Raw genomic sequence first — 13,787 nt, 5'->3', positions numbered from 1 at the left:
CCATGGCCTTTTCTACCCCGATTGAATGGCAGCAGTGCACCCCGGAACAGCAGCAGGCGCTGCTGTTACGTCCTGCGATTGCCGCCTCTGACAACGTCACACAGACGGTGCGCGACGTCCTGGAGCAGGTAAAGTCCGGTGGTGATGAGGCGCTGCGCCAGTTCAGCGCCCGGTTCGACAAGGCGCAGGTTGACCATCTGCGCGTGACCCCGCAGCAAATCGCAGAAGCCAGCGCCCGTCTGAGTGACGCGCTGAAGCAGGCGATGGCTGTGGCGGTGAAGAATATCGAAACCTTCCACAATGCCCAGATCCTGCCGCCCGTGGATGTGGAAACACAGCCTGGCGTGCGCTGCCAGCAGATTACCCGTCCGGTGAAATCGGTCGGGCTCTATATCCCCGGCGGTTCCGCTCCGCTCTTCTCAACCGTGCTGATGCTGGCAACTCCAGCACGCATCGCCGGATGCGGGCGCGTGGTGCTCTGTTCACCTCCGCCAATTGCCGATGAGATCCTTTATGCCGCGCAGCTGTGTGGTGTTGAAGAGGTCTTTCAGGTGGGCGGCGCGCAGGCTATTGCCGCCATGGCTTTCGGCACGGAAACGGTGCCGCGCGTGGACAAAATTTTTGGTCCGGGCAACGCGTGGGTCACCGAGGCAAAACGTCAGGTGAGTCAGCGCCTGGATGGCGCGGCAATCGATATGCCGGCAGGCCCCTCTGAAGTGCTGGTGATCGCCGATGAGGGGGCGACGCCCGCGTTTGTCGCCTCTGATCTGCTTTCACAGGCGGAGCACGGCCCCGACTCACAGGTGATTCTGCTGACGCCTTCCCTGAAGCTGGCTGAGGCAGTTGCGGACGCGGTTGAACAGCAGCTGGCACAGCTTCCGCGTGCGGCCACCGCCCGTCAGGCGCTGGAGAGCAGTCGCCTGATCGTGGCGCGTGACCTTGAAGAGTGCGTGGCGATTTCTAACCTCTACGGCCCGGAGCACCTGATTCTGCAGACCCGTCAGCCGCGCGATCTGGTGGACACCATCACCAGCGCCGGTTCCGTCTTCCTGGGCGACTGGTCACCGGAGTCTGCGGGGGATTACGCGTCAGGCACTAACCACGTACTGCCAACTTACGGTTACACCGCGACCTGTTCCAGCCTGGGACTGGCCGATTTTCAGAAACGCATGACGGTGCAGGAGCTGACGCCGCAAGGTTTCCTGAACCTGGCCGCGACGATTGAAACCCTGGCCGCCGCTGAGCAGCTGGATGCCCACAGGAATGCCGTCACCCTGCGCGTTGCCGCACTGAAGGAGCAAGCATGAGTCAGGATATTGAGCAGCTGGCGCGCGCCAATGTGCGCGCGCTGACCCCCTATATGTCGGCGCGTCGTCTGGGTGGTAACGGCGATGTCTGGCTTAACGCCAACGAGTTTCCGCTGCCGGTGCCGTTTGAGTTGTCGCAGCAGACGCTGAACCGCTATCCCGAGTGTCAGCCGAAAATCGTGATTGAGCGCTACGCCGCCTACGCAGGCTTAACCCCCGAGCAGGTGCTGGTGAGCCGCGGCGCGGATGAAGCCATTGAACTGATCATGCGCGCCTTCTGTGAGCCGGGTCAGGATGCGATTCTGTTCTGTCCACCGACCTATGGCATGTACAGCGTCAGCGCCGAAACCATCGGCATCGAATACCGCACCGCTCCCGCGCTGGACGGCTGGCAGCTGAACCTGCCCGCGATTGCAGAGCAGCTGGAAGGCGTTAAAGTCGTTTATCTCTGCAGCCCCAACAACCCGACCGGTAACCTGATCAATCAGGAAGATATCCGTCAGTTGCTGGCAATGACCGCCGGAAAAGCGCTGGTCGTGGCCGATGAGGCCTATATTGAGTTCTGCCCGCAGGCGACCCTGACCGGATGGCTTAAGGATTATCCGCATCTGGTGATCCTGCGTACGCTCTCGAAAGCCTTTGCGCTGGCAGGCCTGCGTTGTGGCTTTGCGCTGGCGAATAAGCCGGTGATCGACCTGCTGATGAAGGTCATTGCCCCCTACCCGCTGGCGACCCCCGTGGCCGACGTTGCGGGTCAGGCACTCAGCGAGCAGGGTATCGCCCTGATGCGTGAGCATGTGGCGCAGCTGAATGCCAGTCGCGGCTGGCTGCTGGATGCACTGGCTCAGCTCAGCTGCGTGGAGCAGGTTTTCCCCAGTGAAACCAACTATGTGCTGGCGCGCTTTACCGATTCGCCCAGGGTCTTCAAAACCTTGTGGGATCAGGGCATTATCCTGCGTGATCAAAACAAAAATCCAGGCCTGTCGGGATGCCTGCGCATCTCCATCGGCACGCGTGAAGAGTGCGAACGAGTGATCGCCGCGCTGCAAGCCTTTTCTGTGGAGCAAGCATGAGCCAGAAGACCCTTTTTATTGACCGCGATGGCACCCTCATCTCTGAGCCGCCTGAAGATTATCAGGTTGACCGACTGGATAAGCTGGCGTTCGAGCCAGACGTTATTCCGGCGCTGCTGGCGCTGCAGGCCGCCGGTTATCGGCTGGTGATGATCACCAATCAGGATGGTCTGGGCACCGCCAGTTTCCCGCAGGCGGACTTCGATGGTCCGCACAATCTGATGATGCAGGTGCTGACCTCACAGGGTATCGCGTTTGATGATGTGCTGATCTGCCCGCATATGCCGGACGATCACTGCGACTGCCGCAAGCCGAAAACCAGAATGGTGGAAGCGTGGCTGGCGGAAGGCGCGCTCGATACCGCCAACAGCTACGTCATCGGCGATCGCCTGACCGACGTTCAGCTGGCGGAGAACATGGGCATTCAGGCTATCCGCTACGGCGCAGATGGCCAGAGCTGGCAGACCATCCAGCAGCGTCTGACCCAGCGCGATCGTCATGCGCTGGTGCAGCGCAACACCAAAGAGACGCAGGTTCGGGTTGAACTGTGGCTGGACCGCGAAGGCGGCAGTAAAATCAATACCGGCGTGGGCTTCTTCGACCACATGCTGGACCAGATTGCGGTGCACGGCGGTTTCCGCATGCACATTGAAGTGAAAGGCGATCTCTACATTGACGATCACCACACGGTGGAAGATACCGGTCTGGCCCTGGGGGAAGCGCTGCTGAAAGCACTGGGCGACAAACGCGGTATTGGCCGTTTTGGCTTCGTGTTGCCGATGGACGAATGCCTGGCGCGCTGTGCGCTCGATATCTCCGGCCGTCCGCACATCGAGTTCAAAGCCGAGTTCAACTACCAGCGTGTGGGTGACCTCAGCACCGAGATGGTCGAGCACTTCTTCAGCTCGCTCTCTTACGCCATGATGAGCACCCTGCATCTCAAAACCAAAGGCAAGAACGACCATCACCGTGTCGAGAGCCTTTTCAAAGCCTTTGGTCGTACGCTGCGCCAGGCGATTCGCGTAGAGGGTAATACCCTGCCGAGCTCGAAAGGAGTGCTGTGATGAACGTGGTGATCATGGATACCGGGTGCGCCAACCTCTCATCAGTGAAATGGGCGATTGAACGTCTGGGCTACCGCCCGGAAGTCAGCCGCGATCCTGATGTGGTCCTGCGCGCTGACAAACTGTTTCTGCCGGGCGTTGGCACCGCGAAGGCGGCGATGACGCAGCTGGAAGAGCGTGACCTGATCGATCTGGTGAAAGCCTGTACCCAGCCGGTGCTGGGGATCTGTCTGGGAATGCAGCTGCTGGGACGCGGCAGCGATGAAAACGGCGGCGTGCCGACGCTGGGCATTATCGATGAACCGGTTTCGTTGATGGACACGCAGGGTCTGCCGCTGCCGCACATGGGCTGGAACCAGATTACCGCGCAGGCGGGCAATCACCTGTTCCGCGGCATCGACGATGGCAGCTATTTCTACTTTGTTCACAGCTACGCCATGCCGGTCCAACGCCAGCACCATCGCACAGTGTCACTACGGCGAAGCCCTTCACCGCAGCGGTGCAGAAGGATAACTTCTTCGGCGTCCAGTTCCACCCGGAGCGTTCGGGCAAAGCGGGCGCACAGTTGCTGAAAAATTTCCTGGAGATGTAATGATTATCCCCGCGTTAGATTTAATCGACGGTAAAGTCGTTCGTCTGCATCAGGGCGATTATGGGCAGCAGCGCGATTACGGCAGTGACCCGCTGCCACGTCTGCAGGATTACGTTCGTCAGGGCGCAACCGTTCTGCATCTGGTGGATTTGACCGGCGCGAAAGATCCGGCGAAGCGTCAGATCCCCCTGCTGAAAACCCTGCTGGAAGGGGTGGATGTGACGGTGCAGGTCGGTGGAGGCATCCGCAGCCGTGACGATGTGCACGCCCTGCTGGAAGCCGGTGCCAGTCGTGTGGTGGTGGGTTCCACCGCCATCAAACAGCCGGAAGAGGTCAAACGGTGGTTTGCCGAGTTTGGCGCTGAGGCGATCGTGCTGGCGCTGGATGTGCGTATCGACGCCAGTAACCGTAAAGAAGTGGCCATCAGCGGCTGGCAGGAAGCGGCAGGCGTGACGCTGGAAGAGGTGATTACCGATTTCCAGCAGGTGGGCCTGAAGCACGTGCTCTGCACGGATATCTCCCGTGACGGCACCCTCAGTGGCTCCAACGTCGCCCTCTATCAGGAAGTGACCGCACGCTTCCCGTCCGTCGCCTTCCAGTCCTCTGGCGGCATTGGCGAACTTAATGATATCGCCGCCCTGCGCGGCAGCGGTGTTCAGGGCGTCATTGTCGGTCGTGCGCTGCTGGAAGATAAATTCACTGTTTCGGAGGCGATCTCATGCTGGCAAAACGGATAATTCCCTGCCTTGATGTGCGTGACGGCCAGGTGGTCAAAGGCGTACAGTTTCGTAATCACGAGATCATCGGTGACATCGTGCCGCTGGCCCAGCGCTACGCCGCCGAAGGGGCCGACGAACTGGTGTTCTACGACATCACCGCCTCCTCCGATGGCCGGGTCGTAGACAAGAGCTGGGTGTCGCGGGTAGCGGAAGTCATCGATATTCCGTTCTGCGTGGCGGGCGGTATCAAAACACCCGAAGACGCGGCGCGTATCCTGGAATTTGGTGCGGATAAGATTTCGATCAACTCACCGGCGCTGGCTGACCCGACGCTGATCACCCGCCTCGCGGATCGTTTCGGCGTGCAGTGTATTGTGGTCGGGATCGACACCTGGTTCGATGAGAGCAGCGGCAAATATCAGGTTAATCAGTACACCGGTGACGAAGCGCGCACCCGCGTGACCCAGTGGGAAACGCTGGAGTGGGTGCAGGAAGTGCAGAAGCTGGGCGCGGGTGAAATCGTGCTGAACATGATGAATCAGGATGGCGTGCGTAATGGCTATGACCTGGTGCAGCTGAAGAAAATGCGGGATGTCTGCAAGGTGCCGCTAATCGCCTCTGGCGGCGCAGGTACGATGCAGCACTTCCTGGAAGCCTTTACCGAAGCCAATGTTGATGGGGCGCTGGCCGCCTCGGTATTCCATAAGCAGATTATTAATATCGGTGAGCTGAAGAGCTTCCTGATCGACAACGGAGTGGAGATTCGCGCGTGCTAACCGAACAACAACAGGCTCAGCTCGACTGGGACAAAACAGAGGGCATGATGCCGGTCATCGTGCAGCACAATGTCTCAGGCGAAGTCCTGATGCATGGCTACATGAATCCGGCGGCACTGGAAAAAACGCTGGCTGAAGGCAACGTCACCTTTTTCTCCCGTACCAAAAACCGTTTATGGACCAAAGGTGAAACCTCCGGCAACTTTCTGCAGGTAGTGAGCATTACGCCAGACTGCGACAACGACACGCTGCTGATCCTGGCCAATCCGATTGGCCCGACCTGCCATCTGGGCACCAGCAGCTGCTTCTCCCCCGCGGCACCGGAGTGGACCTTCCTTTACCAGCTGGAGCAGCTGCTCGCTTCGCGCAAAACAGCCGATCCGGAGAGCTCTTACACCGCCCGCCTCTACGCCAGCGGCACCAAGCGTATCGCGCAGAAAGTGGGTGAAGAAGGGGTGGAAACCGCGCTGGCGGCAACCGTCAACGACCGGCATGAGCTCACCAATGAAGCCTCAGACCTGGTCTATCATCTGATGGTGCTGTTGCAGGATCAGGATCTCGACTTCAGCACGGTGATCAATAACCTGCGCGACCGCCATCAGTAAATGTGCAACATACTGCTCAGAATACCGTTTTTATGCGGATTCTGAGCAGGATTCTTCTCACATCCTGCACCGCTCCCCCTTCGTGAACACCGCCCATCTTCCCGGGAGAAGACCATGACCACCCATGAAAAGTTAATCGCCCTTCTCGACCAGCATCAGGCACGCTACCGCCTGATGGAGCATGAGCCGACCGGTAAGTGCGAGGCCGTCGCAGCAATACGTGGTACCGAGATCGGTCAGGGCGCGAAGGCGCTGGTCTGTCATGTCAAAGGCAACGGCGTTAGACAGCATGTGCTGGCGGTGTTACCGGCCGATCGGCAGGCCGATCTGAATAAGGTTGCCGACGCGGTGGGCGGACGACGCGCGTCACTGGCCAGTCCGGCAGAAACCGACCAACTGACCGGCTGTGTGTTTGGTGCTATCCCGCCATTCAGCTTTCATCCCGACCTGCTGCTGATTGCGGATCCCAGCCTGTTTGAACGTTACCCGGAGATCGCCTTCAACGCCGGCCTGCTGGCGCGATCGGTGATCCTCAATACCGACGATTACCGGGCGCTGAGCGGCGCTCGCGTGGTGAACATTATCCGCTAATTGCTATCCCGTCTGCCCGGCGTTACTCTTCATGAACCTTCATCACGACAAAATAAGAGAAAAATCATGAACATTTTCACGCAACGCCTGCGTCAGACGCTGGCTCTCACCCTTCTGGCAGGCTGTGCATTTGGCGCGCAGGCAAAAATTGAACAGGTGCGTTTCGCGGTTGACCCGACCTATCCGCCGTTTGAATCTAAAACACCCCAGGGCAAGCTGGTCGGCTTTGACATTGATCTGGGCAACGCACTCTGTAAACAGATGCAGGCGAAATGCGTCTGGGTCGAAAGCCAGTTTGACGGCATGATCCCCGCGCTGAAAGCACGTAAGTTTGATGCCATCCTGTCAGATATGGGCATCACGGAAGAGCGCCTGAAGCAGATTGACTTCACCGTCCCGCTCTACGACACCCATACGCAACTGATTGCCCGTAAAGGCGCAGGCATCCTGCCCACCGTCGAGTCTCTGAAAGGAAAAACGGTTGGCGTGCAACAGGGAACGGTTCAGGAGCGCTATGCCCTGGCGAAATGGCAGCCTCATGGTGTGACCGTGGTGCCTTATGGCGATCAGGCACAGGTAGAAAGCGATCTGGTTTCAGGCAGGCTGGACGCGGTCTTTACCGATGCGGCACAGGCGGCTATCGGGTTCCTCAAACAGCCACAGGGCAAAGCGTTTGAGCTGGCCGGTCCGATTATTCAGGATCCGATCATCGGCCCCGGCACGGCGATTGGCCTGCGTAAAGGCGACAGTGAGCTGAAAACCGCGCTGGATAACGCCTTTGCCGACATCAAAAAGAACGGCACCTTTGATGAGATTCAGAAGCGCTACTTCGCCACGGATATCTCTATTCAGCAGTAGTGTCGCGGGCCCCATTTTCGTCCTCACCGCGATCCGGCACTATACTCTAACCTTTTCGGGACGGCGCGCTGTCGTCCTTTGCCGATTAAAGGACATTAACACGGTATGCATCAACAACATCATCCACTGTTAAGCGCCTCTTTAGGCACCCAGCGTGAAATCATCAGCTTTCACTTTGCTCAGGAGCATGAGCGTCAGGTCTATATCCAGGCGGCATTACACGGCGATGAACTGCCGGGGATGGCGGTAGCGTGGTTCCTGAAGCAGCGGCTGCAGGCGCTGGAATCCGCCGGGCAACTCAAAGCCGCCTTTACGCTGGTGCCGGTTGCCAATCCTCTGGCACTGGGCCAGCACTGGCACGGTACTCACCTCGGACGTTTTCATACCCTCTCCGGTCAGGATTTTAATCGCCGTTTCCCCTCACTGGGCACCACCCTGGCGGCCGGGCTGGCTGAGAGCCTGACCCAGAGTGAATCGCAGAACAGAAGCCTGATCCGCGAGGCGATCGATCGCCATTACCGCGATACCGTCCCTAAGACCGAACTGGATGCACAGCGCTACACGCTGATGCGAATGGCCAGCCAGGCCGATCTGATGATTGACCTGCACTGCGACTGGGAAGCCGTACCGCATCTCTACACCACCCCGCATGCGTGGCCGGATATTGAGCCGCTGGCACGCTGGCTGGGCAGTGAAGTGCAGTTGCTGGCGCAAATCTCCGGCGGCGAACCCTTTGATGAAGCCTGCTGCGAACCCTGGCTGACGCTGGCGGAGCGGTTTGGCAAAGCGTATCCGATGCCACGCGGGCTGCTGCCGGTGACACTGGAGTTGAGAGGCGTGCGTGATGTCTCGCCAGAGCAGGCGGAAAAGGATGCGGATGCCATTATTTCAGCGTTGCAGGAGGGGGGGTATATCGGCTACAGCGAACCTTCGATTTCTGTGGAAGTGGCCGCGCCCGTTATTGGCGGTGATGAGCTGGTCCCGGCGAGCGCAGGCGGGGATGATGTGGTGGCCATCAATGACGGCCCCATCGGTTTAACCGTACCCGATGCGGCTGAAGCGCCGGGAGAGACTGGCGTGATCAAAGAACGCCATAGTGAGGGTTCTGCGGCCTCCTCCCCTGCCCTGAAAAACCCACCGACACCTCTGGCTGGCTGTGAATATATTCACTCGCCGGTGTCAGGATTGATCCTCCATCGTAAACCGCTGGGCGCAGAGATTCGTCCGGGAGAGGTAGTGGCTGAGATTGTCGATCCACTGACGGACCACATCACCCCGCTGGTGGCGGAGCATGGCGGTATTCTCTATGCACGGCACTGGGTGAGGTTTGCCACGGCAGGTATGCTGGTGGTGAGGCTGGCGGGAGAGAAAGAGATTCGGAGTGGGGATTTGCTGGTGGGATAAAAAAAGGGCTTCCCGAGGGAAGCCCTTTTTAGTGATTAATCTAACCACTCGGTGTGGAACACACCGTCTTTATCAATGCGCTTGTAAGTATGGGCACCGAAGTAGTCACGCTGCGCCTGAATCAGGTTAGCAGGCAGGACTTCTGAACGATAGCTGTCGTAGTAAGCAATCGCTGCCGAAAAGGTCGGCGTCGGGATACCATTCTGGATGGCGTAAGAAACGACATCACGCAGCGCCTGCTGATACTGATCCGCGATATCTTTGAAGTAAGGCGCCAGCAGCAGGTTAGCAATACCCGCGTCTGCTTCATAAGCATCAGTGATCTTCTGCAGGAACTGGGCACGGATGATGCAGCCAGCACGGAAAATCTTCGCGATTTCGCCGTAGTGCAGATCCCAGTTGTTCTCTTCTGATGCCGCACGCAGCTGTGAGAAGCCCTGCGCATAAGAGACGATTTTACCCAGGTAGAGAGCACGACGAACTTTCTCGATAAACTCAGCTTTGTCGCCGGTGAAGGCCTGCGCCTGTGGTCCGCTCAGGACTTTAGACGCCGCGACACGCTGGGTTTTCAGCGAAGAAAGATAACGCGCGAAGACAGACTCGGTGATCAGGGACAGAGGTTCGCCGAGATCCAGCGAGCTCTGGCTGGTCCACTTACCGGTGCCTTTGTTCGCGGCTTCATCCAGAATCACATCAACCAGATATTTACCGTCTTCATCTTTCTTGGTGAAGATATCTTTGGTGATGTCGATCAGGTAGCTGCTCAGCTCGCCGTTGTTCCAGTCGGTGAAGGTTTCAGCCAGCTCTTCATTGCTAAGACCCAGCGCACCTTTCAGCAGTGCGTAAGCTTCAGCAATCAGCTGCATGTCGCCATATTCGATGCCGTTGTGAACCATCTTCACATAGTGACCCGCGCCATTTGGACCGATGTAAGCCACACAGGCTTCGCCATCTTCGGCACGTGCTGCAATCTTATCCAGGATTGGCGCAACCAGCTCATAGGCTTCTTTCTGGCCACCAGGCATGATAGATGGGCCTTTCAGTGCGCCCTCTTCCCCACCAGAAACACCGGTACCGATGAAGTTGAAGCCCTGGTCAGACAGCTCTTTGTTACGACGGATAGTATCTTTGTAGAAGGTGTTACCACCATCAATCAGAATGTCGCCTTTATCCAGGTGTGGAGTCAAAGAGGCAATAGTCTTATCGGTCGCTTCACCCGCCTGAACCATCAGCAGGATACGACGAGGTTTTTCCAGCGATTCGACAAACTCTTCAACGGTGTAAAAAGGAGCAAGTTTCTTGCCCGGGTTCTCAGCGATGACTTCATCAGTCTTTTCGCGTGAACGGTTGAAGATTGAAACAGTGTAACCGCGGCTCTCAATGTTAAGAGCCAGGTTGCGGCCCATCACTGCCATACCTACAACGCCGATCTGTTGCTTGGACATTACATACTCCTGTCTGAAGGTCACCCACAATACATTATTTGTACAGTGAACAAATACGTCGTTTATTTTAACGCAACTACCCATATTACGATAGCTGACATTAATCCGGAACTTGTGATCGCTGTGATTGGCACGATTGGATAACAACCGGGTCAACGATGATTGGATAACAATCGGGTCAACGATATTGCTGGCTGGTTTTCAATATCAGCCTGAATAAATGAGAGCAAAAATTGAACACCCAGAATGATAGGAAGAGCAGATAGCATAACTGTTCCACTGGTTGCAGGATAGCCCGTAGATATTGATTCGCTCCAGCTGCTAATACCGTAAATAACACCAAAGAGAGATAGCAACGTACCCAGAATCAGCTCCAGGGAAGCAATGGAAAATCCACGCAGGAAATAGTTATAAAAAATACGTTTGAAAAGGTTTTTTACATTCCCCTTCAGGAAAGGCAACATTATTTTCTTGATATTTAAATTTGACTCTTCGTCACCATAGACGGCGTCCATAGGGATGTCACAGATCTTAGCACCGGCAATGTTAAGACGGAAAAGTATGTCAGATTCGAAAAAGTATCGTTTGCTAATCTTTTCAAGGGGTATTTTTTTTAGCACGACAGCTGATATTGCGGTATAACCATTAGTTGGATCAAAAAGGTTATAATACCCTGATGAAAACTTGGTCATAAATGAAAGAACGGCATTACCGAAAAGCCTGATTTTCGGCATTGGCTTTAAAGTATCTATATCATGGAACCGGTTGCCTTTAGTATAATCCACATCTTTATTTAAAATGGGATTAATAAAGTATTTAACTAAACATGGATCCATTTGGCCATCGCCATCAACCTTGACGAAAATATCCATCCCATCCTCAAGACCAATCCGGTAACCATGAAGTACTGCACCGCCAACCCCCTGATTTTCTGCATTGAAAAGGACTTTAACGCGGGGATCATGACAATGTTCAGTAATGTAGTCGCCAGAGTTTTGCGGACACTTATCATCAACAGCATAGATGGCGTCGACTTCAGGCCCAATTCTCTCGATAACGCTCAATATATGTTCTTTGACTTTGTAGCAAGGAATGACTACTGCAACCTTAAATTCTTTATCAAGTGTATTCATTTTCTGTATACCCAGACTTTAGCGAGAATATAACTTATAAAAAACAAGATAAACTCAACAGTAATCTTCGAGCAAACAGCAACATAACTTTCAGGAATTACTGTAGCAAAGAAGCTTCGAATAAAAAGAAGAAGTAATGAACTCAAGGCAGTCATTAAAAACCAATAAAACCAGAATTTAATAAACACCGCCGCTGACAACGACTTCTTAAAGGTAAATTTACCATTCAGGATGAAACCAGTGATTGCGGCAAAGGCTCTGGAGGTAAAATTGGCAATCACATAATCGATACCTAATTTAACAATGAGGCTAAACAACAAAGTGTCAACAAGAAGTTGAGTAACGCCTACTGTAAAAAATATGAATATTTTTTTCAATGTTTAAAGTCCACATTGACGCATTTAGAATCAAGTCCGTTTAAAAAGCAGCGCTCTGGCAATCTGATGACATCTATTGAAGGTGTAGAAATATAATTTTCAGCATGCAATTGAATATGAGCGTAGCGGTTGAATATACCATTGAAGAGTGGAGCGGGTAGATCTGCGAATTTTTTCTTCCAGAAATCAAGGCGCGGTGTTGTGTTCACATGCGCGACTGACCGGAATCCAATACCATTTGCAATGGCTCCAGGCAGGTTGCTGCCTAAGACAAAACCGTGCTGCTTTTGTTCTTCAGTGAGCTGCCGTGTCAATTCTGTATCGTGCTTTTCGAAAATTGGGCGCGCATCCTGTAAAGGGTTAAATAATGCGAAGGTAGACAGGCTAAAAGTACAACATCCGCCGATTAATATTAATGAAAATGACTGACGGGATTTCATCAATAATATCATTGTTGTTGCGGTTACGGCTGCCGCAATGATATCCATCTTCATCGCAGCTAAAGATTGCTTAATTATAAGGCAGACTAGAAGATATATCAGCCAGTACAATATGACTTTACGCACGGAAATATTAATAGAGACTTTCACAAGCTTTGAGACACACAAAATGGAGATTAATAATCCGAAACCAAGAAATAGCCTGTTAGGAACAACTTTATTCAGGAAAAGATATTTTCCAGCCTCAGCGGGTATGGTCATAACGATCCATGACAGCATAATCAAAAAAACAATTAAAGGAACACAGTTTTTTTTGAGTGAGGCAGCAATTAAAGATGGATCAAAACGCCATGTTGAAAATGTAAAGAAAAGAAGGAAGGATGGCAATAGCGTTGAAAAGGTGGATATTACACATATATTAGGTGACCCGCTGGTAATCAAAACTTCAAAGTTTGAATCGTACCACGCAGAAGGCACCAGGAGTGAGAAAAGCATGGGTACACTTAACGCAGACCCCCCTCCCACACTCCTCATACCGGGATAGACGGTATCTTTCATCATATGTATATAGTCTGAAAAATAAAACCAGACAGTCAAAATGGCTAAAATCCCCGCCAGCGTTGCAACAACCAGCACGTTCAGGCGAAGATCCTTACGTTCGGCCACTTTCCATAACCATGCCAGCCCCGCTAAACCCAACGCATAGGAAAACGGGGGATATAGATTCCCGAACTGCCAGGCAACAAGAGAGTAAAATAAGGCAATGCCATACAACAAACTACTCCTGATCGCTAAAAGTGATAACATTACCCATGGAAAAAAAGCAAACGTTGAGGCGTTTACTGTCCACCAGGCTTGTATCGCACCCGAAAAGTAAAGCGCAATACTGAAAATAAATGCAGATTTTCTCTCAAGGCCTAATTTCTCAAGAAATAGTTGGTAACCTATAACAAAAAGGGCAAAAAGAGAAAAATAATAAAGTGAAAATGCATATGGTGCAGATAGAAAAGTGTAGCCCCATTGCGTTGGTTTAAAGATCATACCCCAGTCAAATATTGGCAGACCATAGTTAATCCTCAGATCTTCCTGATATAAAGACGTGGTATTGATTCGCTGAAAATGGTTATTGACCAAAGCCTGAGTCAAAGGAGTCTGAACCCAATATTCATCGGTTCGGATTTGCCGGGCGTGACCGAAATCAGGAGTTGAACCTACGCCGATAGCGTTTAGTGCGAGACTATAAGACGAAGGTGACCATGCATTTAAAATATAAACAAAGGCGCAAGAGATCATTAAAGTAAATATAGCTGCATTCACCTTAACTGAAGATTTAGCAAACATACACAACCTTATAATATGAGCAAAATTGAGCTTGCCACAATATAAAATATCCCTAAGGAACA

13 protein-coding genes and 1 pseudogene are annotated in these 13,787 nt (G+C 53.7%); 10 read left to right on the top strand and 4 right to left on the bottom strand.

From position 1 onward, the window contains the following. Positions 1 to 2: 2 nt before the first annotated feature. The 10 genes and pseudogenes from hisD to S7A_RS07245 all read left to right on the top strand — a co-directional run bounded on the left by hisD (position 3) and on the right by S7A_RS07245 (position 8,989). Positions 3 to 1,307: a histidinol dehydrogenase gene (gene hisD, locus S7A_RS07290; RefSeq protein ID WP_009089316.1), complete on the top strand. Its 1,305-nt coding sequence runs from the start codon at positions 3 to 5 to the stop codon at positions 1,305 to 1,307. Next, positions 1,304 to 2,380, top strand: a complete 1,077-nt coding sequence (hisC, locus tag S7A_RS07285) for a histidinol-phosphate transaminase (RefSeq protein WP_009089314.1) — start codon at positions 1,304 to 1,306, stop codon at positions 2,378 to 2,380. Before hisD ends, hisC begins: the two co-directional genes overlap by 4 nt. Beyond that, complete coding sequence (gene hisB / locus S7A_RS07280) at positions 2,377 to 3,444, top strand: bifunctional histidinol-phosphatase/imidazoleglycerol-phosphate dehydratase HisB (protein WP_009089312.1); 1,068 nt, start codon at positions 2,377 to 2,379, stop codon at positions 3,442 to 3,444. Before hisC ends, hisB begins: the two co-directional genes overlap by 4 nt. Beyond that, positions 3,444 to 4,036, top strand: a pseudogene (gene hisH, locus S7A_RS07275) (imidazole glycerol phosphate synthase subunit HisH). The gene hisB and the pseudogene hisH overlap by 1 nt, the downstream one beginning before the upstream one ends. Next, positions 4,036 to 4,773, top strand: a complete 738-nt coding sequence (gene hisA, locus S7A_RS07270) for a 1-(5-phosphoribosyl)-5-[(5-phosphoribosylamino)methylideneamino]imidazole-4-carboxamide isomerase (protein ID WP_009089309.1) — start codon at positions 4,036 to 4,038, stop codon at positions 4,771 to 4,773. The pseudogene hisH and the gene hisA overlap by 1 nt, the downstream one beginning before the upstream one ends. Then, positions 4,755 to 5,531, top strand: coding sequence for an imidazole glycerol phosphate synthase subunit HisF (gene hisF, locus S7A_RS07265; protein WP_009089307.1), 777 nt, complete (start codon positions 4,755 to 4,757; stop codon positions 5,529 to 5,531). Before hisA ends, hisF begins: the two co-directional genes overlap by 19 nt. Next, the gene (hisIE, locus tag S7A_RS07260; protein ID WP_009089305.1) at positions 5,525 to 6,136 is read left to right on the top strand and encodes a bifunctional phosphoribosyl-AMP cyclohydrolase/phosphoribosyl-ATP diphosphatase HisIE; all 612 of its coding nucleotides are present in this window, start codon (positions 5,525 to 5,527) and stop codon (positions 6,134 to 6,136) included. The genes hisF and hisIE overlap by 7 nt, the downstream gene beginning before the upstream one ends. A gap of 114 nt (positions 6,137 to 6,250) precedes the next feature. Further along, the gene (locus S7A_RS07255; protein WP_009089303.1) at positions 6,251 to 6,727 is read left to right on the top strand and encodes a YbaK/prolyl-tRNA synthetase associated domain-containing protein; all 477 of its coding nucleotides are present in this window, start codon (positions 6,251 to 6,253) and stop codon (positions 6,725 to 6,727) included. 66 nt (positions 6,728 to 6,793) lie between these two features. Next, on the top strand, positions 6,794 to 7,585 hold the full coding sequence (locus S7A_RS07250; RefSeq protein ID WP_009089301.1) for an ABC transporter substrate-binding protein: 792 nt from the start codon (positions 6,794 to 6,796) through the stop codon (positions 7,583 to 7,585). A 105-nt stretch (positions 7,586 to 7,690) separates the two neighbouring features. Beyond that, on the top strand, positions 7,691 to 8,989 hold the full coding sequence (locus S7A_RS07245; protein ID WP_009089300.1) for a succinylglutamate desuccinylase/aspartoacylase family protein: 1,299 nt from the start codon (positions 7,691 to 7,693) through the stop codon (positions 8,987 to 8,989). 35 nt (positions 8,990 to 9,024) lie between these two features. Here S7A_RS07245 and gndA read toward each other — a convergent pair whose 3' ends face one another. From gndA to S7A_RS07225, 4 genes are all read right to left on the bottom strand, one after another. After that, on the bottom strand, positions 9,025 to 10,434 hold the full coding sequence (gene gndA / locus S7A_RS07240; protein ID WP_009089298.1) for an NADP-dependent phosphogluconate dehydrogenase: 1,410 nt from the start codon (positions 10,432 to 10,434) through the stop codon (positions 9,025 to 9,027). Between the two features lie 152 nt (positions 10,435 to 10,586). Beyond that, complete coding sequence (locus S7A_RS07235) at positions 10,587 to 11,567, bottom strand: glycosyltransferase family 2 protein (RefSeq protein WP_009089297.1); 981 nt, start codon at positions 11,565 to 11,567, stop codon at positions 10,587 to 10,589. Then, on the bottom strand, positions 11,564 to 11,944 hold the full coding sequence (locus S7A_RS21795) for a GtrA family protein (RefSeq protein ID WP_009089294.1): 381 nt from the start codon (positions 11,942 to 11,944) through the stop codon (positions 11,564 to 11,566). The genes S7A_RS07235 and S7A_RS21795 overlap by 4 nt, the downstream gene beginning before the upstream one ends. After that, the gene (locus S7A_RS07225) at positions 11,941 to 13,725 is read right to left on the bottom strand and encodes a hypothetical protein (protein WP_009089291.1); all 1,785 of its coding nucleotides are present in this window, start codon (positions 13,723 to 13,725) and stop codon (positions 11,941 to 11,943) included. Before S7A_RS07225 ends, S7A_RS21795 begins: the two co-directional genes overlap by 4 nt. Positions 13,726 to 13,787: the final 62 nt, after the last annotated feature.

Origin of the sequence: Pantoea sp. Sc1 (assembly GCF_000255315.1) — a bacterium.
Lineage (GTDB): Bacteria > Pseudomonadota > Gammaproteobacteria > Enterobacterales > Enterobacteriaceae > Pantoea > Pantoea anthophila.
Note: the sequence above shows the minus strand (reverse complement) of the source record. Positions and strands in the feature narration are given on the sequence as shown.